Genomic DNA, 26,485 nt, shown 5'->3' with positions numbered 1-26,485 from the left:
GCATATGCCAGGCGATCCCGGCCCGAGAGGCGACCTCGTCCGAAGGAGCTGCGATGGGCATGTCCAAGCAGACCACCTTCACGCTGACGTTCCTGCTCGGCCTCTCGGTGATCGTCCCGGGCTCCGCCGGATACCTCTCCGCCAGGATGGACGCGGTCGAACAGGCCCACCACAGGCTCGTGGCGCTGGAGAACCGGCTGCGCGAGGAGCGGCTCATCACCCCGGCCCGCCAGGAGTCGTGGCTGCGGATGCTCGCCGCGCCGGCCCCCTGCCCCGTCATGGCACAGCCGCAGACCCGGCGGAGAGGCACGCCGATGCCCGCCGGGCTCATCCCGGCGCCGGTCGAGGCGCTGGATCCGGCGGCCATACCGCCCGGAACCGTCCCCGGCCGGGCGTTCTCCGGATCCGCGGCCCCGGGGTTCGGCGGCGGGCACGCCGAGATACGGCGCAGGCCGGCCGGGCACGAGCACGGGCGCGAGCACGGCGACCGGCGGGACCGGGGACACCGCTCAGGATGAGACCACCGCGAACTGGCGGTTGAGGTAGCCCCGAATCAGGTTCTTGGCCTCGGCCACGACCCGCGGGTCGCCGGCGGGGTCGCGCCGGAAGGCCAGCTTGAGCACCGCGTCGCCCGCCTCGACCCCGATCAGGATGCCCAGGTCGAGCTCCTCGCTGTCGGCCATGCCGTACTCCTGCAGGAGGAGGCCGCGCAGCCGGCCGGCGATCACCGCGTTGTTGTCCGACGCCGGGTCGAGCAGGTTGAGGTCGACCACGTCGCCGAACCGCAGGGAGCGGAACCCCGGGACGGTCCGGTGCATCTCGACGTACTCGTCGATGATCGCGTCGACCGCGTCCCACCAGCAGGCGTACTCCTCCGACAGGAAGCGGTGGCCGATCCGGGAGATGAAACGCTCCACGTTGCGCCGGGTCACCGCCTGGGCGATGGCCCGCTTGTCGGGGAAGAACTGGTAGACCGAGCCGATCGCGACCCCGGCGCGCTCGGCGATGCGGGTGGTGGTCAGCGCCTCGTAGCCGACCTCGTCGAGCAGGTCGGCGCAGGCGTCGAGCATCCTCTCGACACGTCTCGCGCTCCTCCGCTGGGCGGGCCGGCGGCGCAGCGGAGCCTCGCCGGGCTCCTCGGCAGGCAGGATGGACATCCCCCCATCTTGCCCTTCCGGCACCGCCGGGTCAGGCCGTATCGGCCAATCACCGGATTTCCCCGGCCGGCCTCCCCGCGCGCCCCGGACCCGCCGGTTTCCCGCGCGACCGGGCTCCCGGCCTCCCGCGCGGGAAACCTCCGCGACCGTCGGCTCGCCGTACGGTCAGCTCTCTGTGGCGGAGCCGGGCCGGGTGGACAGGCCCGTGCAGCCGCGCAGCGCCTTCCAGTCGGTCAGGGCCTGCTGCCGGGCGACGCCGGTGAGCGGGACGGGGACGCCGCCCTGGATCGTGGCCGGGGTCCACTGCTCCTTCAGCACCTTGCGCCCCTGGATCGTCAGCGTGAGCACGCCGGTCCGGCCGGTCTGGGGACCCCAGTTGTAGAAGACGAAGTTGCCCATGCCGTAGTTGACGTAGGCGTCCTTGAGATATCCGCCGCCGAGCAGGATGTGCGCGTGCCCGCCCACGATCACGTCGGCCCCGGCCGCGACCAGCTTGGGCGCCAGGGTGAGCTGGGCCTCGTTCGGGCACTTCTGCAGCTCGGTGCCCCAGTGGAGGTGGACGATCACCGTGTCGGAGGTACGGCGCGCCCTGCGCACCTCCTGGATCAGCCGGTCCTCCCGCTTGGCCGAGGCCAGGCCGCCCTTGGCGCCGAGCGCGGTCCAGGGCTGGATGAACTCGGCGTCCAGCACCTGGGTGGCGCCGATGACGGCGATCCGGTTGCCGTTCACGGTCGTCCGCCAGGGCTTGTACGCCTGGGCCTCGGTCGCGCCGACGCCGACGACCGGGAACCTCGCGCGCCTGATCGCGGCCAGCGAGTCGGTGAGGCCGCTCTCCATGTAGTCCATGCCGTGGTTGTTGGCCATGGAGGCGACGTCCACCCCGGCGGCCTTCAGCGCGGTCAGCGCCGAGGAGGGGGCGCGGAAGGTGAACTGCTTGCCCGGGGCGGGGGTGCCGCCGGTGGTGATCGCGGTCTCCAGGTTGACCATCGCGATGTCGGACCGGCTGAGCACCTTGGCGATCGGGCCGAGCGCGGTCTGCGGGTTCGCGTCCAGCCGGGACCGCAGCACCCCCTCGAAGTGCACGTCACCGCCGAAGGAGATGGTGTACGGCCGGCGCTCGGGCTTGGGCCGGGCCGAGGAGGTGGGCTTCTCCACGACGTCCGGCGTCGATGTGGCGGGTTCCGGGGACGCCGACTGCGCCGCCGTACAGGCCGCGGAGAGCGCTGCGGCGACGACGAGGGCGGCGGCGGCCCCGAGTCGGCGGGGGAGGTAGGTGTCCATCGGTATCCGAGGATGCCACCTCAGAGGGCGCATCCGGCACAACCCGGCCGATGGAGTGTCATCTCCTCAAAACTGGTATAGCTCAAATACTTGAATGATTCCGGTTTAGGACATAGCGTGTGCCTCGTGGACGACAGGGACCGGCTCCGCCAGGTGGGACTGCGGGTGACCGCGGCCCGCCTGGCGATCATGCAGACCGTGCGAGATGGCGACCATCTCGACGTGGACGCCATCCATCGGGGCGTGCGGGAGCGGGTCGGTCAGGTCTCCCTGCAGGCCGTCTACGACTCCCTGCACTCCATGCAGCGCGGCGGGCTCCTGCGGAGGATCGAGCCTCCCGGCAGCCCCGCCCGGTACGAGACGCGGGTGGGCGACAACCACCACCATCTCGTCTGCAGAGAGTGCGGAAGGGTCACCGACGTCGACTGCGCCGTCGGACACGCCCCGTGCATGGCCCCCGTCTCCGACGCCGGATACCTGGTGGACGAGGCGGACGTCATCTACTGGGGCGTGTGTCCCGCCTGCCGTCCCGTTGAGGCTCGCTGAAGAAGATCCGGAGGACTGTTCATGAGCACCAGGCCCACCACCACCACTGACGCAGGCATCCCCGCGCCGAGCGACGAGCACTCCCTTTCGGTAGGCCCGAACGGACCCCTGCTGCTGCAGGACCACTACCTGATCCAGAAGATGGCGCACTTCAACCGGGAGCGGGTGCCGGAGCGGGTGGTGCACGCCAAGGGCGGCGGCGCCCACGGCATCCTGCAGATCACCGAGGACGTCAGCCAGTTCACCAAGGCCGGCCTGTTCGCCAAGGGCAAGGAGACCCCGCTCTTCCTGCGCTTCTCCTCCGTGGCCGGCGAGCTGGGCAGCCCCGACACCCAGCGCGACCCGCGCGGCTTCGCGATCAAGTTCTACACCGAGCAGGGCAACTACGACATCGTCGGCAACAACACGCCGATCTTCTTCATCCGCGACCCGCAGAAGTTCTCCGACTTCATCCACAGCCAGAAGCGCCGCGCCGACACCAACCTGCGCGACCACAACATGCAGTGGGACTTCTGGACGCTCTCCCCGGAGAGCGCCCACCAGGTCACGTTCCTGATGACCGACCGCGGCACCCCGGCGTCCTGGCGCCACATGCACGGCTTCGGCTCGCACACCTTCCTGTGGTACAACGCCGGCGGCGAGAAGTTCTGGGTCAAGTACCACTTCAAGACCGACCAGGGCATCAAGAACTTCACCGACGCCGAGGCCGGCGCGGTCATCGCGCAGGACGCCGATTACCACATCCGCGACCTGCACACCGCGATCAAGAACGGCGACCACCCGTCCTGGACGGTGAACGTGCAGATCATGCCGTTCGAGGACGCGGCCGACTACCGCTTCAACCCGTTCGACCTGACCAAGGTGTGGCCGCACGCCGACTACCCCGAGATCACGATCGGCCGGTTCATCCTGAACCGCAACCCGGAGAACTACTTCGCCGAGGTGGAGCAGGCCGGGTTCGAGCCCGCCAACCTGGTGCCGGGCATCGGCCCGTCCCCGGACAAGATGCTCCAGGGGCGGCTGTTCTCCTACCCCGACGCCCACCGCTACCGCATCGGCGCCAACTACCTCCAACTGCCGATCAACCGGCCGCTGTCGCCCGTCCACAGCTACAACAAAGACGGCCAGATGGCCTTCGTCAACCCCGCCGACCCGGTCTACACCCCCAACACCGTGGGCGGCCCCGCGGCCGACCCGTCGCTGTACGAGGGTGAGAACTACCAGGTGACCGGGGAGATCATCCGTTCCGCCTACGCCCTGCACCGCGAGGACGACGACTTCGTCCAGCCCCGCGCGCTGTGGGAGAACGTCCTGTCCGAGACCGACCGGGCCCACCTGGTGAGCAACGTGGTCGGCCACGCCTCGGCCCCCGAGGTCACCGCGGACATGAAGAAGCGCGTCGTGGAGTACTGGACCAACATCCACAAGGACCTCGGCCAGAGCGTCGCCCAGGGCCTCGGCGTCGGCGTCTGACCCGGCGCGCCGGGAAACCCCGGAACCGTCCGATCCGACGCGCCCGGGAAACCCCGGGCCGACCGGTCCGCGCGGCCCGCACCCTCTCGTCGGGGTGCGGGCCGCCGCCGTCTCCGGACGGCAGTGTTCATGGCGACGCTGCGCGTCGCGGCTCGGGGGCTTGAGTCCGGTGTCTTCCCTCGTCACTCCGTCGCTTCGCTCCTCCGTTCCTCAGTCCAGACACCGGCGCCCCCTCACGGGCTCATGGCGACGCTGGCGCATCGCGGCTCGGGGGCTCAGACCCGGCGTCTTCCCTCGTCGCTCACTCGCCGCGCTCGCTCACTCCTCAGTCCAGACACCGGCGCCCCCTCACGGGCTCATGGCGACGCTGGCGCATCGCGGCTCGGGGGCTCAGACCCGGCGTCTTCCCTCGTCGCTCACTCGCCGCGCTCGCTCACTCCTCAGTCCAGACACCGGCGCCCCCTCACGGGCTCATGGCGACGCTGGCGCATCGCGGCTCGGGGGCTCAGACCCGGCGTCTTCCCTCGTCGCTCACTCGCCGCGCTCACTCACTCCTCAGTCCAGACACCGGCGCCCCCTCACGGGCTCATGGCGACGCTGGCGCATCGCGGCTCGGGGGCTCAGACCCGGCGTCTTCCCTCGTCGCTCACTCGCCGCGCTCACTCACTCCTCAGTCCAGACACCGGCGCCCCCTCACGGGCTCATGGCGACGCTGGCGCATCGCGGCTCGGGGGCTCAGACCCGGCGTCTTCCCTCGTCGCTCACTCGCCGCGCTCACTCACTCCTCAGTCCAGACACCGGCGCCCCCTCACGGGCTCATGGCGACGCTGGCGCGTCGCTGCTCGGGGGCTCAGACCCGGCGTCTTCCCTCGTCGCTCACTCACTGCGCTCACTCACTCCTCAGTCCAGACACCGGCGCCCCCTCGCGGTACCCGGACGGCCGGGACGGCGCGATCCGATGATCGTTCGGAAAAGCGGGATCCGCGCGCATTAGGCTTACGCGCGTGACCACCCCTCCAGAACAGGACCGTCTGCACGCTCAGCTCGCCTTCGCCATGGAGATCGACAAGCTCAGACGCATCGTGCGCCGCAACACCCTGATGGACGGGTCGCGGCGAGAGAACGACGCCGAGCACTCGTGGTACGTGGGCATGCTGGCGATGGTGCTGGCCGAGCACGCCCCACCGGGCATCGATCTGGACAGAGTCGTCGCGATGCTGCTCGTCCACGACATCGTCGAGATCGACGCCGGAGACACCTTCGTCTACGACGCCTCCGCCGTGGAGGCCCAGGCCGGCCTGGAGCGCAAGGCCGCCGACCGGATCTTCGGGTTGCTCCCGGACGACCAGGCCACGCGGCTGCGGGCGCTGTGGGACGAGTTCGAGGAGCGCGAGACCCCGGAGGCCAGGTTCGCCAGGGCCCTCGACCGGATCGCCCCGATCCTGGCCAACCATCACAACGAGGGCGGCACCTGGTCGCTGTACAAGGTGACCGCGGAACAGGTGCTGGAGAAGGTGAAGATCATCGAGGAGGGCTCACCCACACTCGGCGCCTACGCCACGGAGATCGTCGAGCTCTCGGTCAGCCGGGGACATTTGGCGCGTGCATAACACCGTTCCCGGGTAGGTCCCTATCGCTTGGAAAGGGGACGATCGTGAAGGAAAACGTTAAAACGAATCGCCAGAGCTTCCGCAAGCTCGTTCCGCCCGTCGACCTCGTCGGCAACGTGGAGCGCTCGACGAAGCTGGACCGCCCGATCCAGGCGGTGTCCAAGGCGGTACGGCGGCGGCTCGGCCCCGGGTTCCTGCGCGACCTGCTGCACGGGGTTCCCACCGGCAAGCCCCTCCACCCGCCGCTCACCGACGTCACCCTGGGCTGCTGGATATCGGCGTCGCTGCTCGACATGACCGACGTCGACCCCCGGGCTTCCCGGACGCTGCTCGCGGCGGGCCTCGTGGCGTCCGTTCCCACGGCCGCGTCCGGGATCACCGACTGGTCGGCGCTCCACCGCGAGCAGCAGCGGGTCGGGTTCGTGCACGCGCTGGCCAACGTGGCCGCCCTGACCCTCTACGCCGGCTCCCTGCTGCTGCGCGTGCGGGGCGACGAACGGCGCGGCCGGATGCTGTCGTTCGCCGGACTGGCCGTCGGCGGCTTGGGCGCCTACCTCGGCGGCCACATGTCGTACCGGCAGGCGGCCGGGGCCAACCACGCCGTGTCGGTCTCCCACCTGGTCCCGCTGGGCTGGCATGACCTGTGCGAGCTCAAGGACCTGCCGGACGGTCGCCCGGTGACCCGGCGGCTGGGTTACATCGACCTTTTCGTGCTGCGCAGGGGCGAGGACGTCACCGTGCTCGCCGACCGCTGCTCGCACCTGGCCGGACCGCTGCACCAGGGGCGCGTGACGTCCGTACAGGGTGCCGACTGCGTGGTGTGCCCCTGGCACGGCAGCACGTTCCGGCTGTCCGACGGCACGGTCATGCACGGCCCCGCCACCGCCCCGCAGCCGGCCTTCGAGTCGAGGCTGCGCCGCGACGGCGTGCTGCAGGTCCGTCCCGTCCCGGCGTGACCTCTCCGTCCGGTCCACCGGTCCGGTTCCGCCAGGCGCCGTTCCGCGGGTCCCCTTCGCGAAGGGGACCCGCGGAACGGCGCCTGCGTCTCCCGGCCCCGGCCGGGGTTTCAGGGGGCCGTCATTCCTCGTCCTCCGACCGGCCGTCGGCGGGGTGTTCGACGAGGGCGAGGACCCGGCTGGACATGAACCGCGCGGTGCGAACCGCCGTCCCGCTGCGGGTGACCTCGCTGACTTCGACCACGCCGCCCCGGCGGTTGGCTATCTCGACCCGGCGGCCCGCCTTGGTCGCGACGACGTCGTAGGTGCGCGAGCTGTCGCCCGCATCGATGACGATCTCTACACGGTCGCCTTTCATGACCGTATTGTTCCCGCAAGTGAGGGATTTTAGCCGTACACCAGTTTGACGATCGCCACGACGCCGATGCACACGATGAAGCCGCGCAGCACCGGCGCCGGCAGCCGTCTGCCGACCTTCGCGCCGAGGAACCCGCCGATCGACGCCCCGACCGCGACCAGCGCGACCGCCCGCCAGTCCACCACGTCCCGCCCCGAGAACAGCGAGAACCCGATGAACAGAAGCGCCGCGGTGCCGTTGACCAGCACCGAGAGCACGTTCTTGGCGGCATTGACGCGCTGCAGGCCGTCGTCGAGGAAGCTGCCGAGCAGCCCGATGAGCAGCACGCCCTGGGCGGCGCCGAAGTAGCCGCCGTAGACGCCGGCGGCGAGGACCCCGAACCACAGCAGGGGCCCGCCGTGCGGGCGAGCGTGCTCGCGCCGGGCGGCCAGCCACCGGTTGAGCCTCGGCTGGACCACCACGAGCACGCAGGCCAGCCCGATCAGGACCGGCACGACCACGTCGAAGGTCTCGGCGGGCAGGAACAGCAGCAGGACGCTCCCGACCAGCCCGCCCACGATCGCGGCGACCCCCAGCCGGACCAGCCGCCCGCCCTGCCCTTCCAGCTCGGCCCGGTAGCCGAGCGCGCCGGTCAGCGACCCCGGCACCAGGCCGATGTTGTTGGAGACGTTCGCCACGATCGGCGGCAACCCGACGGCCACCATGGTCGGAAAAGTGATCAGCGATCCCGACCCGACGACGGCGTTGATGCCGCCCGCCGCGATCCCCGCCGCCAGGACGGCGACTGCCTCCCACGGTGTCATCTGGCCCCTCCTCGGTCGTACGGCTCGCGCCCGATGATCGGTGCACGGCCTCCACCGGATGCTAGGAGGGGAACGTCGGTGAGCCGTCGGCGGGGTGGCAGGCCCCGCCGCGCGGCCGGAGCGGACCGTGGCCCGCGGGCCCGGCAGGAGCGGCCCGGAAACGGGCGGAGAGGCTCAGAAGCCGTACGCGCGGGCGTACCAGCGGCCGTCGCGCCCGCGTTCCAGGTTGAGCGGGATGCCGAAGGTGCGGGAGAGGTTCTCGGCGGTCATCACGTGATCGATCTCACCCTGCGCGACCACCGAGCCGTGCCGCAGCAGCAGCGCGTGGGTGAACCCGGCGGGAACCTCCTCCACGTGGTGGGTGACCAGCGCCATCGTCGGGGACTTCGGATCCTGCGCGAGCGCCGACAGGCGGCGGACGAGATCCTCCCTGCCTCCCAGATCGAGTCCGGCGGCCGGCTCGTCCAGCAGCAGCAGCTCGGGGTCCGGCATGAGCGCGCGGGCGATCTGCACCCGCTTGCGCTCGCCCTCCGACAGCGTGCCGAACCGACGCCGGATCAGGTGGGCGCAGCCGAGCTGGTCGATCAGCTCGACGGCGCGGGTGACGTCGCCGGAGTCGTACTCCTCGTTCCAGCGGCCGATGATGGCGTAGGAGGCGGTGAGGACGAGGTCGATGACCTTCTCCTCCGGCGGCACCTTCTCGGCCAGCGCGGCGCTGGCGAGCCCGATGCGGGGGCGCAGGTCGAACACGTCGGTCTGCCCGAGGCGCTCGCCGAGGATCTCCACCACTCCCTCGGAGGGGAACAGCATCGCGCCGACGACCTGGAGCAACGTCGTCTTGCCCGCGCCGTTGGGACCGATGACGACCCATCGCTCGTCTTCGTGAACGGTCCATTCGATGTCTCGAAGCAGCGCCGCCCCGTCCCTGCGCACGGTGACGTCCTGTAGCCGAAGCACCTGACCGCCCATGCCCCTACCCCTCCTAGAGAATCGCTGGAACAAAACCTATTGCAGGACAAGCGCATATCGTGGACCGGTGCACCCTGATTCACAGATCTCGGCCACCCTGGTCTGCTGGGGCAACGCCTGGCTGACGGGTCAGGTCGGCCTCGACGAGGCCGTCGACCGCGTCGAGCGCCGCGGCGGCCCCCAGCTCGTCGCCACCGGGACCGGCGACACCGGCCTGCGCGGTTTCCTCGCCGACCTGCGGATGGACGGCATGAAGTCGCTGCGCCTGGCCCTTCCCGTGCCGGGCGACCCGCTCGGACTCACCGGGCCGCCTCCTTTCAACTCCGCGGCCATCGAGGCCGGGCAGGCGGCGATCGCCGTGTTCCCCGACCGGTGCGTCGGGCTTGTGCCCGCGTCCGACCGCCGCGGGTCATCGTACGCCGGGGTCCGCTGGAGCGCGCTCGCGGCCAGCGCCAACGCCCCGGACGTCCCCTCCCTGGCCGAGGCGGAGCACGCCCTGACCATGGCGATGCGCACGGCCACCGACACCCTGCTCGGACTGGGCGGCCCCACTCAGGGGCATCCTCGGCCGAGGGACGCCGACGACGGCCTGGCCCCGGGTTACCCCGCTCGTGCCCACCGGGTGGCGGCCCTCGCCGCCCGGCTGGCCGCCGTGCTGCGGGTCGCCGACGACCGGGGGCTCACCTCGGGGCAGATCGCCGCCCGCGGCGCCGCGCTGCGCGACCTCGACCGCGCCGTACGGCGAGCGCGGGTCGCCGCTCACCACGCCATCACCGAACTCGTCTGACACCGGACTCAAGCCCCCGAGCCGCGACGCGCAGCGTCGCCATGAGCCCGCGAGGGGGCGCCGGTGTCTGGACTGAGGAGAGAGCGAGCGCAGCGAGCGAGTGACGAGGGAAGACACCGGACTCAAGCCCCCGAGCCGCGACGCGCAGCGTCGCCATGAGCCCGCGAGGGGGCGCCGGTGTCTGGACTGAGGAGAGAGCGAGCGCAGCGAGCGAGTGACGAGGGAAGACACCGGACTCAAGCCCCCGAGCCGCGACGCGCAGCGTCGCCATGAGCACTGTCGCCATGAACTCAGCGGGCCTGGCGGGACCGGCGCACCGGCCCGCCACCCTCCTCGGGCTCGGCGAGGGGGCCGCCGACGAGCCGCATCAGCGCGTCGACGAACGCCTGCCGCTCCCCCTCGGGCAGCGCGGCGAGCACCTCGGCGTGAACGCGATCGACGATCTTCGCGCCCTCGGCGACGATCCGTATGCCCTCCTCGGTGACCGAGATGATCCGGGCCCGGCGGTCGGTGCTCGACGGGCGGCGTTCGGCGTATCCGGCCCGCTCCAGTTTGTCGATCGTCACGACCATCGTGGTCTTGTCGAGGTCGGCCAGCTCTGCGAGCTGGATCTGGGTGCGCTCGGCCTCGGCCGCGTGCCACAGGACGCACTGGTCGCGCGGGGTGATGCCGATCTCGGCGAGGGCCGCGGTCAACCGGGTCGTCAGCACGTGACCGGCGTGCATGAGCATGCCGGTGAGGTCGCGGACGGTTCGCGGGGGCGCGCTCATCGTCATACCGCTCGTCATACCGCTCGTCATGGTGCGAGCCTAACAAATCGTCCCGCTGCGAGATGATCCCGCAGCGAAACCAACCGGCGGGTCGGGCCGTCCGGCCTGGGCGGGAACCGGATCGGCGGCCCCGCTCCGGGCCGAGGCGGACACGGTCCGGCCGCTCAGGCCAGGCCGTGGCGGACGGCGTAGAGGGCCGCCTGCGTCCTGTCCTGCACGCCCAGCTTCATCAGCACGTTGGAGACGTGCGTCTTCACGGTCTTCTCCGCCACCGCCAGCTCGCGGGCGATCTCCCGGTTGGACCGGCCCGAGGCGATCAGCGCGAGCACCTGGCGCTCGCGGCCGGTCAGCGGCGCCACCGGGCCCGCTCCCCGCCGGGGCGGGACGGGCGCGGCCGGGTCCGCTGGGACGCCCCCGGCCGGAGCGTCCGGGGCGACCGGAGCAGCCGACAGCACCGCGCCGGCGGCCTCGGGGGCGAGCAGCACCTGGCCGCCGTGGACGGTCCGGATGGCCTGGACCAGCGTGCCGGGTTCGACGTCCTTGTACAGGAACCCGGCCGCCCCCGCCCGCAGCGCCGGGGCGACGTCCTCCGGGTCGCCGACCGAGGTCAGCACGAGGACCCGCGGGCCGCCCTCCCGGCCGGCGAGGCGGGCCAGCGTTCCCGGGCCGTCGAGGACCGGCATCCTCAGGTCGAGCAGCAGCACGTCCGGGGCGAGCGACTCCACCAGGGCGAGCGCCTCGGCGCCGTCGGCGGCCTCGCCCACCACGTCGAGGTCGTCCTGCAGGTCCAGGAACGTGCGCAGGCCCTGCCGTACGACCGGGTGGTCGTCGGCGATCAGGACGCGGATCACGCGGGGACCTCCATCCGCACCAGCGTGCCGGCGCCCGGCCGCGACGTCACGCGCACGTCCCCGCCCAGGGCGCCGGCCCGTTCGCGCATCGAGGCGACGCCCAGCCCCCGTCCGGTCGCGGCGGCCACGTCGAACCCCCGCCCGTCGTCGCGCACCTCCAGGACCAGCCGGTCGCCCTCGCAGCCGAGCCGTACGGTGACCGTCCGGGCCGCCGCGTGCCGGGCGGCGTTGTGCAGCGCCTCCTGGGCGACGCGCAGCACGGCCGCCCCCGCCGCCGGCTCGAACTCGCACACCGGGGCCTCCTCGAAGGAGAAGTCGGCCGGGTGCAGGCGGTCCAGCAGCCGCACGTGCTTGCGCAGCGTCTCGGCGAGGCCGTGGCGGTCGAGGTCGGCCGGGCGGAGCTCGACGATCACCTCGCGCAGCTCGGCCAGCGCCTCCCCGGCCATCCGCTCCACCCGCTCCAGCTCCCGCCGGGCCCGCCCGGGGTCGCGGTCCAGCAGGGAGCTCGCGGCCTGGGCGGTGAGGCGGAGCGAGAACAGCTTCTGGGTCACCGCGTCGTGCAGTTCCCTGGCCATCCGGGTGCGCTCCTCGGCCAGGGCCAGCTCCCGGCCGCGCTCGTACAGGCGGGCGTTGGTCAGCGCGATCGCGGCGTGCGCGGCGAACAGCGTGAGCAGCCTCTGGTCCGCCTCGGTGAAGCCGCCGGGGGTCCGCTTGTCGGCCAGGAAGACGATGCCGAGCACCCGGTCGCCGTCGCGGATCGGCACCCCGAGGAAGTCCTTGAGCACCGGGTGGGCGCGCGGCCAGTACTCGAACCGGGGGTCCCTGCGGATGTCCGGCAGCCGGACGGGCGCCCCCTCGCGCAGCATCGCGCCCAGCATGCCGTGCTGGCGGGGCATCGGCCCGATCGCCTTCCACTGCTCGTCGGTGATGCCGTCGGCGACGAACTCGGCGAACGCCCCGTCGTCGTCGGGCACGCCGAGCGCGGCGTAGCGGGCGTCCAGCAGCCGGCGCGCCGACCGCACGATCACCTGCAGCACCTCCCGGACCGAAAGGTGCCTGGTGACCGCGAGGACGGCGGAACTCACCGCGTGCAGGACGTCGTCCCGGTCCTCGTCACCGGAACTCCTGGAGCCCATCGCGTTCACAGATGGAACTCTAGACGTTCTGCCTGGTGGAGCGGCTGGGGCGGCGGTCCTAGGACCATCGGCCCGCGGGGTCCTGCTGCCGGTGGCCGATGTGCGGCACGGAGCCGGTTCCTAGCGTCGGGGACATGACGAAGACAGCACTCATCACCGGCGCGTCCCGCGGACTCGGGCTGGCACTGGCCCGCTCCCTGGCCGCCGACGGCTGGCGCCTCATCCTCACCGCGCGGGGAGAGGAGGTACTGCGCTCCGCCGCGGGCGGCCTCGGCGCCCTCGCCCTGGCCGGGGACGTCGCCGACCCGGCCCACCGGGACCGGCTGATCCGGGCCGTGGAGGACCACGGCGGGCTGGACCTGCTGGTCAACAACGCCTCGGGGCTGGGCACGGTCCCGCTGCCGCCGCTGTCCCACTACCCGCTCGGGGAGCTGGAGGAACTGCTGCGGACCAACGTGCTGGCCCCCCTGGCGCTGATCCAGGCGGCGCTGCCGGGTCTGCGGGAGCGGCGCGGCGCGATCGTCAACGTCACCTCCGACGCGGCCGTGGAGGCGTACGAGGGCTGGGGCGGCTACGGCGCCACCAAGGCGGCCCTGGAGCAGCTCTCCAACGTCCTGGCCGCCGAGGAGCCGGACGTCGCCGTCTGGTGGGTGGACCCGGGCGAGATGAACACGGCCATGCTCGCAGAAGCGGTCGGCGAGCAGGAGGCGGCGACGGCCTCCCCGCCGGAGAAGGTGGTCCCCACGCTGCGGCGGCTGGTGGCGGAGCGCCCGCCGAGCGGGCGGGTGAGCCACTCATGAGCGGCGCGCGCGACTTCACGCTCTCCGGACTCCCCGACGGCCTCTCCGGGGACGGGCGGAACCCCGGATCCGCGGAGGGCCTTCCCACCGGCGGCGCGGACGGTCTCCTCACCGGAAGCGCGGGCGGCTTCACCCTCCCGGACGACCTGGAGGCCCACGAGCCGCCCGAGGCGCGGGGGCTGGCCCGTGACGGCGTGCGGCTGCTGGTCTCGCGGCGCGGCACCGGGGAGATCGGCCACCACAGGTTCACCGATCTGCCCCGGCTGCTGGAACCCGGTGATCTGCTGGTGGTCAACAACTCCGCCACGCTCCCGGCGGCGGTCCGGCTCGACCGGCTCGCGGTGCACTTCTCCACCGAGTGCGAGGACGGGACCTGGCTGGTGGAGCTGCGCCGCCGCGCGGGACGGCCCACCGGGACGGCGGGCGACGGTACGGGAGCGGCGGACGGGGGGACGGCCCGGATGGACGGCGAAGCGGGCGCGAGCGAGCCGTACCCGGGCGGCGTACCCGGCGAGTGGCTGCCGCTGCCCGGCGGAGCCACGCTGCGCCTCCTGGAGCGGCGGACGCCGCGCCTGTGGCGGGCCCGGCTGGACCGCGAGGTCCTCGGCTACCTGCGCCGGTACGGCGTGCCGATCCGCTACTCCTACGTGGGCCGGGACTGGCCGCTGACCGACTACCAGACGGTCTTCGCCCTGCGGCCCGGCAGCGCGGAGATGCCGAGCGCCGGACGGCCGTTCACCGCCGCCCTGGTGACCGAGCTGGTGTCGCGCGGGATCGGCGTCGCGCCGATCACCCTGCACACCGGGGTCGCCTCGCCCGAGGCGGACGAGCCGCCCTACCCGGAGAGGTTCGAGGTGCCGGAGACCACCGCGCGGCAGGTGGCGTCCGCGCGCGAGGCCGGGGGCAGGGTGGTCGCGGTGGGCACGACCGTGGTGCGGGCGCTGGAGACGGCCGCCCTGCCCGGAGGCCGGATCGGGGCCGCGAGCGGCTGGACCGCCCACCTCGTCACCCCGCGGTCCGGGGTGAGGGTCGTGGACGGCCTGGTGACCGGGTTGCACGAGCCGCGCTCCAGCCACCTGCTGATGCTGTCGGCGCTGGCCGGCGACGAACTGCTCTCCCGGTCCTACGCGCAGGCCCTCGGGGAGGGCTACCTGTGGCACGAGTTCGGCGACGTCCACCTGATCATCCGCTGACGTCCGGCTCTCCCGACGGCTCCGAAGGGGTCGCGATCCGGTCACCGGACACCGGAGGCGCAGCCTGCCGGAAACGAATTCCAGGGGGTGGGGAAATCGCGGACGCCCGATCCGTCACGGCCACCCGCCCGGCGAGCAGGCACGCCGGGTGGCTCCGGCCCTGGAACGGTTCAAGTCCAGGCGGAAAACGGCTGGTGAATGAGCCGGTGAATCACCCGGCAGGACCCGGGAGGCCCGGGCTGACAGGGGTTACGGCGTCGCGGGCAGGGGTTCCGGCGTTCCGCCGGTTCACCGCCGATACATCAATCGTCTCCCCCGGGAACCCGAATTCCAGTCCCTCTTTCCCGCCGAATGTGGTAAAAATCTTGAACTTTCACGGGGAACGTGTGATATCCCCGTTCCCCCCTCTACTGGGAGACGTTTGATGCTCCACCCGATCTCTAAGATCGCCACCCTCGCCGTGGCCGCCCCGCTCGCGGGCGCGATGCTGTTCGCCGCCCCGGCCACCGCGGCCTCCGCCTCCCCCGCCGCGGCCTCGACGGCCACCGCGGCCTCCGCGGTCAAGAAGGCCGACGACCCGTTCTCGGTCTTCACCGTCAAGGGCGCGGCCCCGAAGAAGGTCCGTCCCGGCGGGAAGATCACTTACTCCCTCAAGGCCACGAACACCGGCCCCTACGAGTCCAAGGCCGGGGAGTACTACGTCGTGGTGTACGCCCCCAAGGGCGTCGACGTCGGCGGGAAGTGGTCCTACTACGGTCCCAAGAAGAGCCAGTGCGTCAGCGACGGCCCGATCGCCGTCTGCGCGATCGACAAGACCATGAAGGTCGGCGACTCGGTCTCCTTCACCTTCAGGATGAACGTCAAGAAGAACGCCAAGGGCACGCTGAAGAGCACCCTCGGCGTTCTGGCCTACGACGTGCCCAACGGCGCGGAGAACCTGAGCCGCGAGGAGCTGGAGCGTCTCGGTGTCAAGAGCTGGCTCTACGGCAAGCAGTACAGCACGCGCGTCGTGCGCTGACCGGGGTTCCCGGGCGGCCGTGAACCGCGCGAAGGCCCCCGCCGGAAGGCGGGGGCCTTTCCGCGTGCCGGGCACGGATCCCACACGCACCGGACACGAACGCCGCGCCGGACGCGAGCCCCGCACACCGGCTTATGAGGGGATGTGCCGGTTGTAAGGCGAGGGCGAACTCCAGGCGTCCGCATGGTGAACCGTATCCACGGCATTTTCCACGGCCAAGTAGCGTAGATGGCGATGAACCAGCGCACGCTCCTGATCACACTGACCGGGCCGGACCGGCCGGGTGTCACCTCCCGGCTCTTCTCCGTCCTCGCCGGTTTCCCCGTCGTCGTCGCCGACATCGAGCAGGTCGTCATCCGCAGCCGGCTCACCCTCGGCGTCCTCGTCGCCTACTCCGGAGGTCCGCCGACCGGCACCGGCGGCACCCTCGGCGCCATGTGGACCGCCGTCGAGCGCATCGCCGAGGACATGGGCCTGCACGTCGAGCTGACCACCGGCACCGACCTGCAGGAGAAGCGGCGGCGCGGGCGACTGCACGTCACCGTCCTGGGCTCGCCCCTGCAGCCCGCCGCGATGGCCGGCATCGCGGGCCGGATCGCCGCGGCCGGGGCCAACATCGACCGCATCGAGCGCCTGTCCAACTACCCCGTGACCAGCATCGAGCTGTCCGTCTCCGGCGCCGACCCGGACATGCTGCGGGCCAGCCTCGCCGCCGCCGCGCACGCGCACCAGGTGGACGTGGCCGTGCAGCGGAGCGGCCTGTACCGCAGGGCCAAGCGGCTGATCGTGATGGACGTCGACTCCACGCTCATCCAGGACGAGGTGATCGAGCTGCTCGCGGCGCACGCGGGCTGCCTGCCGGAGGTCGCCAAGGTCACCGAGGAGGCGATGCGCGGCGAGATCGACTTCGCCGAGTCGCTGCGCCGCCGGGTCGCCCTGCTGGTGGGCCTGCCCGAGTCGGTCTTCGACACGGTCCGCAAGGAACTGGTGCTCACCCCGGGCGCGCGGACGCTCGTGCGGACGCTCAAGCGGCTCGACTACCGGTTCGCGATCGTCAGCGGCGGGTTCACCCAGCTCACCGACGCCCTCGTCGAGGACCTCGGGATCGACTACTCCGCGGCCAACACCCTGGAGGTGGTGGACGGCGTGCTGACCGGCCGGGTGGTCGGCGAGATCCTCGACCGCCCCGGCAAGGCGCGGGCGCTGGAGCGCTTCGCCCGGGAGGCGGGCATCCCGATCAGCCAGACCGTGGCCATCGGCGACGGCGCCAACGACCTGGACATGATCTCGGCGGCCGGCCTGGGCATCGCGTTCAACGCCAAGCCGGTGGTGCGCGAGGCCGCCGACACCGCGGTCAACGTGCCCTACCTCGACTCGATCCTCTACCTTCTCGGCATCCCGCGCGCCGAGGTCGAGGCCGCCGACGCCGAGGACGGTGTCGTTCCGCCGAAGCCGTGAGCGCGGCCGATCCCGGACGGAGCGGCTCCGCGCGCCGTTCCCTCCGGGAGCCCGCGGGCCGGGGCTGGGACCCGCCCCGGCCGGTTCACGGGCGGGGCCACTCAGCGCCGCCCCGGCTGGTTCACGGACGGCCCCTCAGCGCGCCCCGGCTGGTTCACAGGCGGCTCCTCAGCGCCGCCCCGGCTGATCGGGCCCGGGCCCCTCAGTGCCTTCCCGGCGCCCAGCGGGCGACCCCGCGGCCCGCGCCGAGCCCGATCCACTCGTCCTCGGTCTCCAGGACGGTGAACGCGCCGGGCGGGAAGCCGTCGCCGCCGTCCGTGCCGGTGAGACCCAGGACGAGCTCGTGGACGCCGGGGTTGTGGCCGACCAGCACCAGCGTGCGGACCTCGGGGTCGCTCCGCCTGAGCAGCTCAAGAAGCTCGTCGGGATACGCCTCGTAGATGCCCGCCTCGAATCTGACGTCCGCGTCGGGCAGGGCCAATTCCGCCGTCCGCCGGGTGCGCAGCGCGGGTGAGCACAGCACCACCTCGGGGCGCAGCCCCAGACCGGCGAGCGCCTCGCCCGCCCCGCGGGCGTCGCGCTCGCCGCGCGCCGTCAGCGGACGCTCGCGGTCGGCCAGGCCCGGGACGGTGGCGGCCTCGGCGTGCCTGAGGACGACCAGCGTGCGCGCCGTCATCCCGACGCCCATATGGCGAGCCCGACGATCACCGCGAACACCACGGCCATCCCCAGCAGGATGAGCAGGAGCGTCTTGCCCCCGGAGGGCTGCTGTTCCATCAGATCCGCCGTTCCGTAGGGTCCGGTGAGAGGGGCGCCGGGCCGGTCCGGCGCGACCGCCTCCCCGGCGCGGTCCGCGGGTCCGGGGCGGAACGGCCGCTCGCCGCGTGAAGTGGAGAAGTCACGTGGTCCAGTTTCCCACCGCGCCACCCCGCACCCGTGAAAGGGGTGCGCCGCTCCGGCGCACCCCTTTCACCGATTTCACAGACCTCGCAGACCTCGCCCGGCCGTACCCGGCCCGGTCTTCGCAGGGCCGTACCCGGTTCCGCCGGCCGTACCGGTCCCCCGGCTCCGCCCGCCTTCAGGGGGCGGAGCCGGAGGGCGGTCCTCAGCTCGGGATCTGCTCCGGCTCCCGGTCGGCGGGCCGGTCCTCCGCCGGGGCGATGCTCGCCGACCGGCGCTTGGAGATCACCACCACGCTGACGACGATGCCGACCGCGACCAGGCTGGCGCCGATCCGCAGCCCCGGGTTGTCGGCGTAGGCCACCACCGCCGGAGCGATGAGCAGCGCCACCAGGTTCATCACCTTGATCAGCGGGTTGATCGCCGGGCCGGCGGTGTCCTTGAACGGGTCGCCGACGGTGTCGCCGATGACGGTCGCCGCGTGCGCCTCGGAGCCCTTGCCGCCGTGGTGGCCGTCCTCGACGAGCTTCTTGGCGTTGTCCCAGGCGCCGCCGGAGTTGGCGAGGAAGACCGCCATCAGGGTGCCGCAGGCGATGGCCCCGGCGAGGAAGGCGCCGAGGGAGGCGTATCCGAGGGCGAAGCCGACCGCGATGGGGGTGAGAACGGCCAGCAGACCCGGCGTGGCCAGCTCCCGCAGCGAGTCACGGGTGCAGATGTCGACCACCCTGCCGTAGTCCGGCAGCTCCGTCCCGGCCATGATGCCCGGCTTGGTACGGAACTGCTCGCGCACCTCGAAGACGACCCGCCCGGCCGCGCGGCCGACCGCCATGATGGCCATGCCGGAGAACAGGAACACCACCGACGCCCCGATGACCAGGCCGACCAGGACGTTCGGGGAGTCGACGCTGAGACTGAAGACCTTGAAGCTGCCCAGCGCCCCCTGCACGCTCGCCGACGCCCGGGCCAGCTCCGTCTCGACCGATGTCCGGAACGCGCCGAACAGTGCGGTCGCGGCGAGCACCGCCGTGGCGATCGCGATGCCCTTGGTGATGGCCTTGGTGGTGTTGCCCACGGCGTCCAGCGACGTGAGCACCTGGGCGCCCTCCCCCTCGACGTCGCCGGACATCTCGGCGATGCCCTGGGCGTTGTCGGAGACCGGCCCGAAGGTGTCCATCGACACGATCACACCGACCGTGGTCAGCAGGCCGGTCCCGGCCAGCGCCACGGCGAACAGGGCGATGGTGACGTTGCCGAAACCGAGCAGGAACGCGCCGTAGACGGCGGCGCCGATGATCAGTGCCGAGTAGACCGCCGACTCCAGACCCACGCTGATGCCGGACAGGATGACCGTGGCGGGACCGGTGCGCGAGCTCTCACCGATGTCCCGCACCGGGCGGCGGTTCGTCTCGGTGAAGTAGCCGGTGAGGATCTGGATGGCGCTGGCCAGCACCAGGCCGATGAGCACCGCGCCGATCGCGATCAGACGCGGGTCGGAGGTGACGGAGGCGATCTGCGGGCTCACTCCCGACAGCTCGGAGAAGCTGCTCGGCAGGTAGAGGAAGGCGGCCACGGCGACGAGCACCGCCGAGATGATCGCCGAGATGAAGAAGCCGCGGTTGATCGCGCTCATGCCGGAGCGGTCGCCGCTCCGCGGGGCGGTGGTGAAGATGCCGATGACCGCCGTGATGACCCCGATCATCGGGACGATCAGGGGGAAGACCAGGCCCTCGGTGCCGAAGGCGACCTTGCCCAGGATGAGGCTGGCGACGAGCATGACCGCGTACGACTCGAACAGGTCGGCCGCCATGCCCGCGCAGTCGCCGACGTTGTCACCGACGTTGTCGGCGATGGTGGCGGCGTTGCGCGGGTCGTCCTCGGGGATGCCCTGCTCGACCTTGCCGACCAGGTCGGCGCCGACGTCTGCCGCCTTGGTGAAGATGCCGCCGCCGACCCGCATGAACATGGCGAGCAGCGCGGCGCCGAAGCCGAAGCCCTCCAGCACCGCGGGCGCGTCGCCCCGGTAGACCAGGACCACGATGGCCGCGCCGAGCAGGCCGAGACCGACCGTGATCATGCCTGCCACGCCGCCGGTGCGGAAGGCGATCCGCATCGCGCGCTTCTCGCCCGACTCGCGGGCCGCCGCGGCGACGCGGACGTTGCCGCGCACCGCCAGCCACATTCCGATGAAACCGGTCAGCGCGGAGAACAGGGCTCCGACGATGAAGAAGACCGACCGGCCGATGGCCGTGCCGGTCGAGGGGGCGGGGAGGAGATAGAGCAGGAATGGGATCAGGATCACGAAGATCGCGAGCGTCCGGAACTGCCGCGCCAAATAGGCGGAGGCTCCCTGCTGTACGGCTCGCGCGATGTTCTGCATGCGTTCGGTGCCCTGGCCGGCGGCCAGCACCTCCCGCACCAGGACACCCGCTACGGCGAGCGCCAACAGGGCCACGACGGCCACGACGATCACAATGGTGGAATGGGAACCGCTCAGGGATACCGCTGGCTCATCGGCAACGGCTGATCGAAGCACAGACATCCGACTCTCCTCGGCAAGACGGGTTCACGTCCTGCCCGGAGTGCGCCGCCGTGGATGGTCGGCAGAAGCGGCACACATCCGGGTATTGGCAGTGCCGCTTCCGGTTGCGTCCGCAGACCTCCTCCGGGGGGCCGGACCCGCTGACGGGCCGGTCCGAAGGACAAACCTTGGCCGGTCCAGGGAGTCTACGCAGCGTCGCTGCGGATATAAAGCCTCCGCGCACGGTGAATTGACAACGTGTTTGGCCGAACCTTGTCAGGAAGCCCGCCGACGAGGCCGATTCGTCTGACACGGTGAGCCCGGAACCAGGTTTCAAGCATGTTTCGGTCTTCAGTGGCAAAAATTATGCTTTGACCGAAAATGAGGGATCGGGAGCACGGACGGCCGGGTGCCTCGGTGAGGCACCCGGCTACCGGAATCCATGAACGTCGGATCGGGTCCGTCCCGGCCGCCGCCGGGTCAGATCCTGGGCAGGCCGTTGGGAGCCGCAGGCCAGCTCATGCGGATGCGCATGCCCTTGGGGCTCGGATAGACCTGGACATCGTCCGCGAGTCCCGCGATGACCGCGATGCCGAAACCGGACATCAGGGTATCGGGGAGCTGCCCGAGCGGATCATCGATCCGTAACATACCGCGATCATGCTCCAACTCGTCGCTGGGGGCCGAGTCGGTGACGGTCACCTCGAAACGCCCCAGATCGTCGGAGAGCTCGATGCGGATCGGCTCCCCCGGACAGTGAAGGCGGTGCGCCTCGACGGCCCGGGAGCACGCCTCCCCGACGGCGAGCCTTACCTCGTCCAGCACCGACTCCTCCACCCCGGTGCGCCTGGCGATCGCGGTGGCGACCAGGCGTGCCGTTCGAACGTGGGCGGGAAGTGCGCTGAACGTCAGCTCGACGGTGGCCATGACTACTTGTCTCGGCCGTGAGCTTCCTTGGCCTCATCGACCGAGGCGTAGATCCCGAAGACCTTGGTCAGACCGGTGATCCGGAAGATCTTCAGGATGCGCTCCTGGGTGCAGACCAGCTCCAGCGAGCCGTCGTGCGCCCGAACTCGCTTGAGCCCGCCGACCAGGACACCAAGGCCCGTGGAGTCGAGGAAGTCGACCTTCTCCATGTTGACCAGGAGGTGGAAGTTTCCCTTGTTGACCAGGTCGATCAGGAGCTCACGCAATCTGGGCGCGGTGTAGACATCGATCTCACCCTCGACCTCGACGATGGTGAGACGGTCCTCGGAATGGTGGTCCAACTTCAGATCCACAGATCCTCCAGCGCCTTGCCTGCGAAAGTACCGATTCAGGCGTGACTCCCCGGGGCCGGGCGGCCCCAGACGACAAGCCCTGACGCGCGGCATTCAACCATGCGTACGCTCAGTGTCTATACGAAATCACGATTCCCGGCGACTCTGCCCACAGATGCAAGACTGGAAACCAGTGACTCCGCTCTCATCTTCGCCGCTTCGGGCGGGCTCCGCGCTCGCCCGTCTGCTCGACGTTCCCGCACGTCGGGCGCGAGTGACCCATGTCGAGCACGTCCCCGCCCGGCCCGCTGCGCCGGTGAGCTGGCCGGATTGGGTGGACGAACGCCTGGTTACGCGCTGGGCGAACCTGGGCGTAACCGGCCTGTGGCGGCACCAGATCGAGGTGGCCGAACTGGCCCGCGGCGGGCAAAACGTGATCATTGCCACAGGGACCGCCTCGGGCAAGACCCTCTCCTATCTCGTCCCGGCCGTCTCCGAGGTGCTCGACGGCGGCACGGTGCTCTACCTGACGCCGACCAAGGCGCTGGCCGCCGACCAGCTGCGCACGCTGACCGAGCTCGACCCGCCGGAGCTGCGCGCGGCCACCTTCGACGGCGACACCTCCTTCGAGGAACGGGCGTGGGCCCGGCGGCACGCCAACTACCTCCTCACCAACCCCGACATGCTCCATCGCACCCTGCTGCCCCGGCACGCCCAGTGGTCGGCCTTCTGGCGGCGGCTGCGGGTGGTCGTGGTCGACGAGTGCCACGGCTACCGGGGCGTGTTCGGCTCGCACGTGGCGCAGATCCTGCGCCGGCTGCGACGGGTCTGCACCAGGTACGGCTCCCGCCCGGTCTTCCTGCTCTCCTCGGCCACCGCCAGTGAGCCCGGCGCCTTCGCGGCGCGCCTGACCGGCCTGCCCGCCGAGGAGGTGACCGTCGACGCCTCTCCCCGGGGCACGACCACCTTCGCCCTGTGGGAGCCGCCCCTGACCGAGCTGCGCGGCGAGGGCGGCGCCCCCGTGCGCCGTCCCGCGACGATGGAGAGCGCCGAGCTCCTCGCCGACCTGGTGGCCGGAGGGGTCCGCACCCTGGCCTTCGTCCGCTCACGCCGCGCCGCCGAGTCCGTGGCCCTCACCACCCGGGCGAGGCTGGAGGACCTGGCCGCCGACGTGGGAAGGCCCATCGGTGGCACGAGGACGGCCGCCGACGACGCGGAGACGCCCGCCGGCGGCACCGGGGCCCCCGCCGGTGGTACCGGGAGGCTCGCCGGCCTCCCGGGCAAGGTGGCCGCCTACCGGGCCGGGTATCTCGCCGACGACCGCCGGAGGCTGGAGCGGGCCTTCCGGTCCGGTGAACTGCTGGGCCTGGCCACGACCAACGCGCTGGAACTCGGCGTCGACGTGTCCGGACTGGACGCCGTGCTCATCGCGGGCTGGCCGGGCACCCGGGCCTCCCTCTGGCAGCAGGCCGGCCGGGCGGGCCGGGAGGGGCAGGACGCCCTGGCCGTGCTCATCGCCAGGGACGACCCCCTGGACACCTATCTGGTCCACCACCCGGAGGCACTGTTCGGCCGGCCCGTCGAGGCGATCGTGCTGGACCCCGGGAACCCCTACGTGCTGGGCCCGCACCTGTGCGCCGCCGCGTCCGAGATCCCGCTCACCCCCGACGACCTGGAGATCTTCGGCCCGTCCGCCAAGGAGGTGCTCGCCGACCTCGTCGAGGACGGGCTGCTCCGGCAGCGCGCCACCGGATGGTTCTGGACCAAGCGAGAACGGGCCGCCGACCTCGCCGACATCCGGGGAGCCGGTGGCTCGCCGATCCAGGTCGTGGAGGCGTCCACCGGGCGGCTGCTCGGCACCGTGGACGAGCCCTCGGCCCACACGACCGTGCACGCCGGGGCCGTGTACGTCCATCAGGGGGAGACGTTCCTGGTGGAGGAGCTCGACCTGGACGCCGGAGTGGCCCTCGTGGAGGCCGGTACACCGGACTACACGACGTTCGCCCGGGACGTCACCGAGATCTCCATCCTCGAATCACTGCGTTCGCGGCCCCTGGGCCCGGGTGAGCTCCACTTCGGCTCGGTGGAGGTCACCCGCCAGGTCGTGTCGTATCTCAAACGCCGCACCCAGAGCGGCGAGCTCCTCGGGGACGAGGACCTCGACCTGCCTCCACGCACCCTGCGCACCCGGGCGGTCTGGTGGACCCTGCCCGCCTCCGTGATCACCCCTCTCGCCGAGGAGGGCCTGGACCTGGGCGGGGCCGCACACGCGGCGGAACACGCCTCCATCGGCCTGCTGCCGCTCTTCGCCACCTGCGACCGCTGGGACATCGGCGGCGTCTCCACCGAACTGCACCCCGACACCGGCCTGCTCACGGTCTTCGTCTACGACGGCCACGAGGGCGGCGCCGGCTTCGCCGAGCGCGGCTACGCCCGGGCCCTCGACTGGCTCACGGCCACCCGCGAGGCCATCGCCTCCTGCGAGTGCGACCACGGCTGCCCCTCGTGCATCCAGTCGCCCAAGTGCGGCAACGGAAACGAACCTCTGGACAAGGCCGGCGCACTCCGGCTCCTCGCCGTTCTGCTCTCCCTCGGGGCACGTTCCTAGTACGGCACGGGAAACCCCCGGGCACGGCTGTGAGCTCGCGCGCTTCGGGAAAGCCCTCCGGCGTGGCGCGAAACGCGCTTCCGCGTGGCTGCCGAGCCGTACTCCCACGAACGGCTCCGCCGGACGATCGGCAGCCGCCTCAGGGGCCTGCCGGCGGCTCCGCCGGGGATTCGGCGATGTACACCGGCCCGGCCCGGGCGAGTGCGGTGATCGGCCGAGGACCGAGAACGGGCAGCGACAGCCGTACGGTCACCTGGATGTCGGCGATGCCGTCCTGGCCGACGGCGCATCCGGTGACCTCCGCGCCGTTGGCCCGGGCCAGCGCCTCAGCCCGCGCGCATCCGCGGTCGGGAACGACGAAGGCCAGCCGGGCGGCGGCGAGCGCGCTCAGGTCGGCGGCGCTCTGCGCGCGATGTCTTCCCACCCTGGCCGCGCCGACGGCCATGAGCGCCGCCGCCACGGCCCATACCGTCGCCGCCACGGCAACCGCCCAGATCGTCGCCGACCCTCGCTCTCGCCAGGCTCGGCTCCGCGCCGCCGCCCCGCCCTCGTGCCCATGGTCACGAACCGTGCTCTCTTCCGTCGCCGTATCCACTGCCGCTCCTCGGTCGTTCGCCGACCGCGCCCCCGGGCGCCGACCGCCCCTCGTCTGCGCTTCCGGCATCGGCCGCTCCTCCTCTGCGTCCCCGGCATCGGCTGTTCTTTGTCTGCGCCCTCCCGGTACCGGCCGCTTCTTGTCCCCGTTGCCGGGCATCGGCTGCTCCTCGTGCCGCCTCATCCGTTCGCCGTTCCGCCCTCGTGCTGAAGCGGCCCGTCAGGCTGTTCGCACCTCTCCGGCTCACGGCTCCCCCTCGGACCCACCGGGCGCTTCCGGCACACCGGGAACTCCGGGCTCCGGCACGGCGACGGCGGACGCGCCGACCTCGACGGCGGGGAGCGTGGAACCCCAGCGGGGCCGGACACGCGCGGCGACCTCGACTCGGACGGTCTCCGCGGTCACGTTCACCCTGACCGACGCCCCCGCCGGGGCGAGGGCGAGGACGTCGGCACGCACCCGCTCCGCGGGCTCACCCCGGGCCGCGGCCCGGGCACCGGCCCGGGCCGCGTCGACGCATTGAAGTTGCGCCCCGACCGCCGCCACCGCCCACAGAGCGGCGGCCAGCACCACCACGACGGCGGGCAGCACCACGGCTGTCTCAGCGGTCACCGACCCCTCGGAACGGCGCGGGCGGGCGAGGGCGCCGACCTGCCTCCCGAACCGGTCAACCGGCCTCCCGAGCCGATGGAACCCGACAGGCCGTCGGGACCGAGCGAACCGGCAGAGCCTGGCGGACCGATGAGCTGGGGCACCCGGCCGCGGACGGATACGGACGCGAGATCTCGAATGTGGAGAGGCAAGTGCGTTCGCCGGGCTCATCCGGCCACGTTCAGAGCTCGTTTGATCAGTTTGGAGATCATCTCCTGAACCTCCGGACTCGTGACCACTTTGAAGAGCAGTGCGGCGAACGCGCAGGCGGCGATCGTGCCGACGGCGTACTCGGCGGTGGACATGCCCCGGTCACGGTCTGGACCGGTGAGGGCGGCCGTCCGGCGCGCCAGAGCCTCGCGCGCCCGCGAGGACAACCTCCCCGCCCAGCGCCGCGACCGTACGCTCCACCCGTTCGGCGAGAGCGCCGGCACGCTGCGCAGCGGCCCCCTCCGGACGCCGCCGGAGAACGAGCCGGCGGCGGGTGAACTCGGCGAACGAACCATGTCTCCTCCTGGATGCCGCGACCGGACCCCATGCCCGGTGCCTGCGAAGCCAGGGTCCCCGATACGGGTATGCGCCGAGGGAGGCGAACGACGTTCTGGGGATAACCCGGAGGCCAGGAGAGCTCCCTGTGGAAAACCTCGCTCCCGTCCGAAGCGGAGGATGAGCGGCGGCGGGGTCTGTCGGAGATACCCGAAATCGTCATCGACGAGGTCGGGAACCTTCCCGGACCCGCCTGACCGGCTTGGTGACGAGGCGGACCGCGGCGTCCGCGGTCGCCTCGT

26 protein-coding genes are annotated in these 26,485 nt (G+C 71.9%); 11 read left to right on the top strand and 15 right to left on the bottom strand.

The window, feature by feature from the left end:
- Positions 1–59 precede the first annotated feature (59 nt).
- Entirely contained in the window at positions 60–518 is a 459-nt protein-coding gene (locus ACQP10_RS02375) for a hypothetical protein (protein WP_346017947.1), read from the top strand.
- On the opposite strand, the gene ACQP10_RS02370 is transcribed toward ACQP10_RS02375, so the two are convergent.
- Both ACQP10_RS02370 and ACQP10_RS02365 read right to left on the bottom strand, forming a co-directional pair.
- Complete coding sequence (locus ACQP10_RS02370) at positions 510–1,157, bottom strand: TetR family transcriptional regulator (protein WP_346017948.1); 648 nt, start codon at positions 1,155–1,157, stop codon at positions 510–512. The two genes, ACQP10_RS02375 and ACQP10_RS02370, sit on opposite strands and share 9 nt — an antisense overlap.
- Before the next feature lie 165 nt (positions 1,158–1,322).
- Positions 1,323–2,438, bottom strand: coding sequence for a CapA family protein (locus tag ACQP10_RS02365; RefSeq protein ID WP_433540795.1), 1,116 nt, complete (start codon positions 2,436–2,438; stop codon positions 1,323–1,325).
- A 126-nt stretch (positions 2,439–2,564) separates the two neighbouring features.
- On the opposite strand from ACQP10_RS02365, the gene ACQP10_RS02360 reads away from it, so the two are divergent.
- From ACQP10_RS02360 to ACQP10_RS02345, 4 genes are all read left to right on the top strand, one after another.
- Positions 2,565–2,984 carry a Fur family transcriptional regulator gene (locus ACQP10_RS02360; protein WP_346017949.1) on the top strand — a complete coding sequence of 140 codons (420 nt, stop codon included), beginning with the start codon at positions 2,565–2,567 and terminating at the stop codon, positions 2,982–2,984.
- Positions 2,985–3,005: 21 nt separating this feature from the next.
- The gene (locus ACQP10_RS02355; protein WP_346017950.1) at positions 3,006–4,457 is read left to right on the top strand and encodes a catalase; all 1,452 of its coding nucleotides are present in this window, start codon (positions 3,006–3,008) and stop codon (positions 4,455–4,457) included.
- 1,055 nt (positions 4,458–5,512) lie between these two features.
- On the top strand, positions 5,513–6,067 hold the full coding sequence (locus ACQP10_RS02350) for an HD domain-containing protein (protein WP_218912174.1): 555 nt from the start codon (positions 5,513–5,515) through the stop codon (positions 6,065–6,067).
- Positions 6,068–6,111: 44 nt separating this feature from the next.
- The gene (locus tag ACQP10_RS02345) at positions 6,112–7,023 is read left to right on the top strand and encodes a Rieske (2Fe-2S) protein (protein WP_346017951.1); all 912 of its coding nucleotides are present in this window, start codon (positions 6,112–6,114) and stop codon (positions 7,021–7,023) included.
- A 121-nt stretch (positions 7,024–7,144) separates the two neighbouring features.
- Here ACQP10_RS02345 and ACQP10_RS02340 read toward each other — a convergent pair whose 3' ends face one another.
- From ACQP10_RS02340 to ACQP10_RS02330, 3 genes are all read right to left on the bottom strand, one after another.
- A complete protein-coding gene (locus ACQP10_RS02340) occupies positions 7,145–7,381 on the bottom strand; it encodes a hypothetical protein (RefSeq protein ID WP_179820630.1) in 237 nt (78 codons plus the stop codon).
- 29 nt (positions 7,382–7,410) lie between these two features.
- The gene (locus ACQP10_RS02335) at positions 7,411–8,184 is read right to left on the bottom strand and encodes a sulfite exporter TauE/SafE family protein (RefSeq protein WP_346017952.1); all 774 of its coding nucleotides are present in this window, start codon (positions 8,182–8,184) and stop codon (positions 7,411–7,413) included.
- A gap of 174 nt (positions 8,185–8,358) precedes the next feature.
- Positions 8,359–9,153 (bottom strand): ABC transporter ATP-binding protein, encoded by a 795-nt coding sequence (locus tag ACQP10_RS02330; RefSeq protein ID WP_346017953.1) that lies wholly within the window; start codon positions 9,151–9,153, stop codon positions 8,359–8,361.
- A gap of 67 nt (positions 9,154–9,220) precedes the next feature.
- Between ACQP10_RS02330 and ACQP10_RS02325 the strand changes: the two genes are divergently transcribed.
- Positions 9,221–9,940 (top strand): hypothetical protein, encoded by a 720-nt coding sequence (locus ACQP10_RS02325; RefSeq protein ID WP_179820638.1) that lies wholly within the window; start codon positions 9,221–9,223, stop codon positions 9,938–9,940.
- A 290-nt stretch (positions 9,941–10,230) separates the two neighbouring features.
- Here ACQP10_RS02325 and ACQP10_RS02320 read toward each other — a convergent pair whose 3' ends face one another.
- The 3 genes from ACQP10_RS02320 to ACQP10_RS02310 all read right to left on the bottom strand — a co-directional run bounded on the left by ACQP10_RS02320 (position 10,231) and on the right by ACQP10_RS02310 (position 12,697).
- A complete protein-coding gene (locus tag ACQP10_RS02320; RefSeq protein ID WP_346017954.1) occupies positions 10,231–10,740 on the bottom strand; it encodes a MarR family winged helix-turn-helix transcriptional regulator in 510 nt (169 codons plus the stop codon).
- 134 nt (positions 10,741–10,874) lie between these two features.
- The gene (locus tag ACQP10_RS02315; protein WP_346017955.1) at positions 10,875–11,561 is read right to left on the bottom strand and encodes a response regulator transcription factor; all 687 of its coding nucleotides are present in this window, start codon (positions 11,559–11,561) and stop codon (positions 10,875–10,877) included.
- Positions 11,558–12,697, bottom strand: coding sequence for a GAF domain-containing sensor histidine kinase (locus tag ACQP10_RS02310; protein WP_433541870.1), 1,140 nt, complete (start codon positions 12,695–12,697; stop codon positions 11,558–11,560). Before ACQP10_RS02310 ends, ACQP10_RS02315 begins: the two co-directional genes overlap by 4 nt.
- Positions 12,698–12,831: 134 nt before the next feature.
- Between ACQP10_RS02310 and ACQP10_RS02305 the strand changes: the two genes are divergently transcribed.
- The 4 genes from ACQP10_RS02305 to serB all read left to right on the top strand — a co-directional run bounded on the left by ACQP10_RS02305 (position 12,832) and on the right by serB (position 17,166).
- Positions 12,832–13,497 (top strand): SDR family NAD(P)-dependent oxidoreductase, encoded by a 666-nt coding sequence (locus ACQP10_RS02305; protein WP_433540794.1) that lies wholly within the window; start codon positions 12,832–12,834, stop codon positions 13,495–13,497.
- On the top strand, positions 13,494–14,690 hold the full coding sequence (locus tag ACQP10_RS02300) for an S-adenosylmethionine:tRNA ribosyltransferase-isomerase (RefSeq protein WP_389991925.1): 1,197 nt from the start codon (positions 13,494–13,496) through the stop codon (positions 14,688–14,690). Before ACQP10_RS02305 ends, ACQP10_RS02300 begins: the two co-directional genes overlap by 4 nt.
- Positions 14,691–15,114: 424 nt before the next feature.
- On the top strand, positions 15,115–15,708 hold the full coding sequence (locus ACQP10_RS02295; RefSeq protein ID WP_346017958.1) for a hypothetical protein: 594 nt from the start codon (positions 15,115–15,117) through the stop codon (positions 15,706–15,708).
- Positions 15,709–15,942: 234 nt separating this feature from the next.
- On the top strand, positions 15,943–17,166 hold the full coding sequence (serB, locus tag ACQP10_RS02290; protein WP_346017959.1) for a phosphoserine phosphatase SerB: 1,224 nt from the start codon (positions 15,943–15,945) through the stop codon (positions 17,164–17,166).
- Between the two features lie 202 nt (positions 17,167–17,368).
- Here the strand turns inward: serB and ACQP10_RS02285 are convergent, their stop codons facing one another.
- From ACQP10_RS02285 to ACQP10_RS02270, 4 genes are all read right to left on the bottom strand, one after another.
- Complete coding sequence (locus ACQP10_RS02285; RefSeq protein ID WP_433540793.1) at positions 17,369–17,842, bottom strand: SixA phosphatase family protein; 474 nt, start codon at positions 17,840–17,842, stop codon at positions 17,369–17,371.
- Between the two features lie 429 nt (positions 17,843–18,271).
- Positions 18,272–20,605 (bottom strand): sodium-translocating pyrophosphatase, encoded by a 2,334-nt coding sequence (locus ACQP10_RS02280; RefSeq protein WP_346017960.1) that lies wholly within the window; start codon positions 20,603–20,605, stop codon positions 18,272–18,274.
- Between the two features lie 459 nt (positions 20,606–21,064).
- Positions 21,065–21,511, bottom strand: coding sequence for an ATP-binding protein (locus ACQP10_RS02275; RefSeq protein WP_179820660.1), 447 nt, complete (start codon positions 21,509–21,511; stop codon positions 21,065–21,067).
- Positions 21,512–21,513: 2 nt separating this feature from the next.
- Positions 21,514–21,864, bottom strand: a complete 351-nt coding sequence (locus ACQP10_RS02270) for an STAS domain-containing protein (protein WP_030916965.1) — start codon at positions 21,862–21,864, stop codon at positions 21,514–21,516.
- A 154-nt stretch (positions 21,865–22,018) separates the two neighbouring features.
- Here ACQP10_RS02270 and ACQP10_RS02265 point away from each other — a divergent pair, with 154 nt between their 5' ends.
- Positions 22,019–24,451, top strand: coding sequence for a DEAD/DEAH box helicase (locus ACQP10_RS02265; RefSeq protein ID WP_433540792.1), 2,433 nt, complete (start codon positions 22,019–22,021; stop codon positions 24,449–24,451).
- Between the two features lie 139 nt (positions 24,452–24,590).
- On the opposite strand, the gene ACQP10_RS02260 is transcribed toward ACQP10_RS02265, so the two are convergent.
- From ACQP10_RS02260 to ACQP10_RS02250, 3 genes are all read right to left on the bottom strand, one after another.
- Positions 24,591–25,115, bottom strand: a complete 525-nt coding sequence (locus ACQP10_RS02260) for an Rv3654c family TadE-like protein (protein ID WP_399498854.1) — start codon at positions 25,113–25,115, stop codon at positions 24,591–24,593.
- 174 nt (positions 25,116–25,289) lie between these two features.
- A complete protein-coding gene (locus ACQP10_RS02255; protein WP_346017963.1) occupies positions 25,290–25,658 on the bottom strand; it encodes a TadE family type IV pilus minor pilin in 369 nt (122 codons plus the stop codon).
- Between the two features lie 206 nt (positions 25,659–25,864).
- Positions 25,865–26,203, bottom strand: coding sequence for a DUF4244 domain-containing protein (locus ACQP10_RS02250; protein WP_346017964.1), 339 nt, complete (start codon positions 26,201–26,203; stop codon positions 25,865–25,867).
- Positions 26,204–26,485 lie beyond the last annotated feature (282 nt).

Origin of the sequence: Streptosporangium sandarakinum (assembly GCF_050942225.1) — a bacterium.
Lineage (GTDB): Bacteria > Actinomycetota > Actinomycetes > Streptosporangiales > Streptosporangiaceae > Streptosporangium > Streptosporangium nondiastaticum.
The sequence above is the reverse complement of the archived record's forward strand: the minus strand, read 5'-3'. Positions and strand labels throughout refer to the sequence as shown.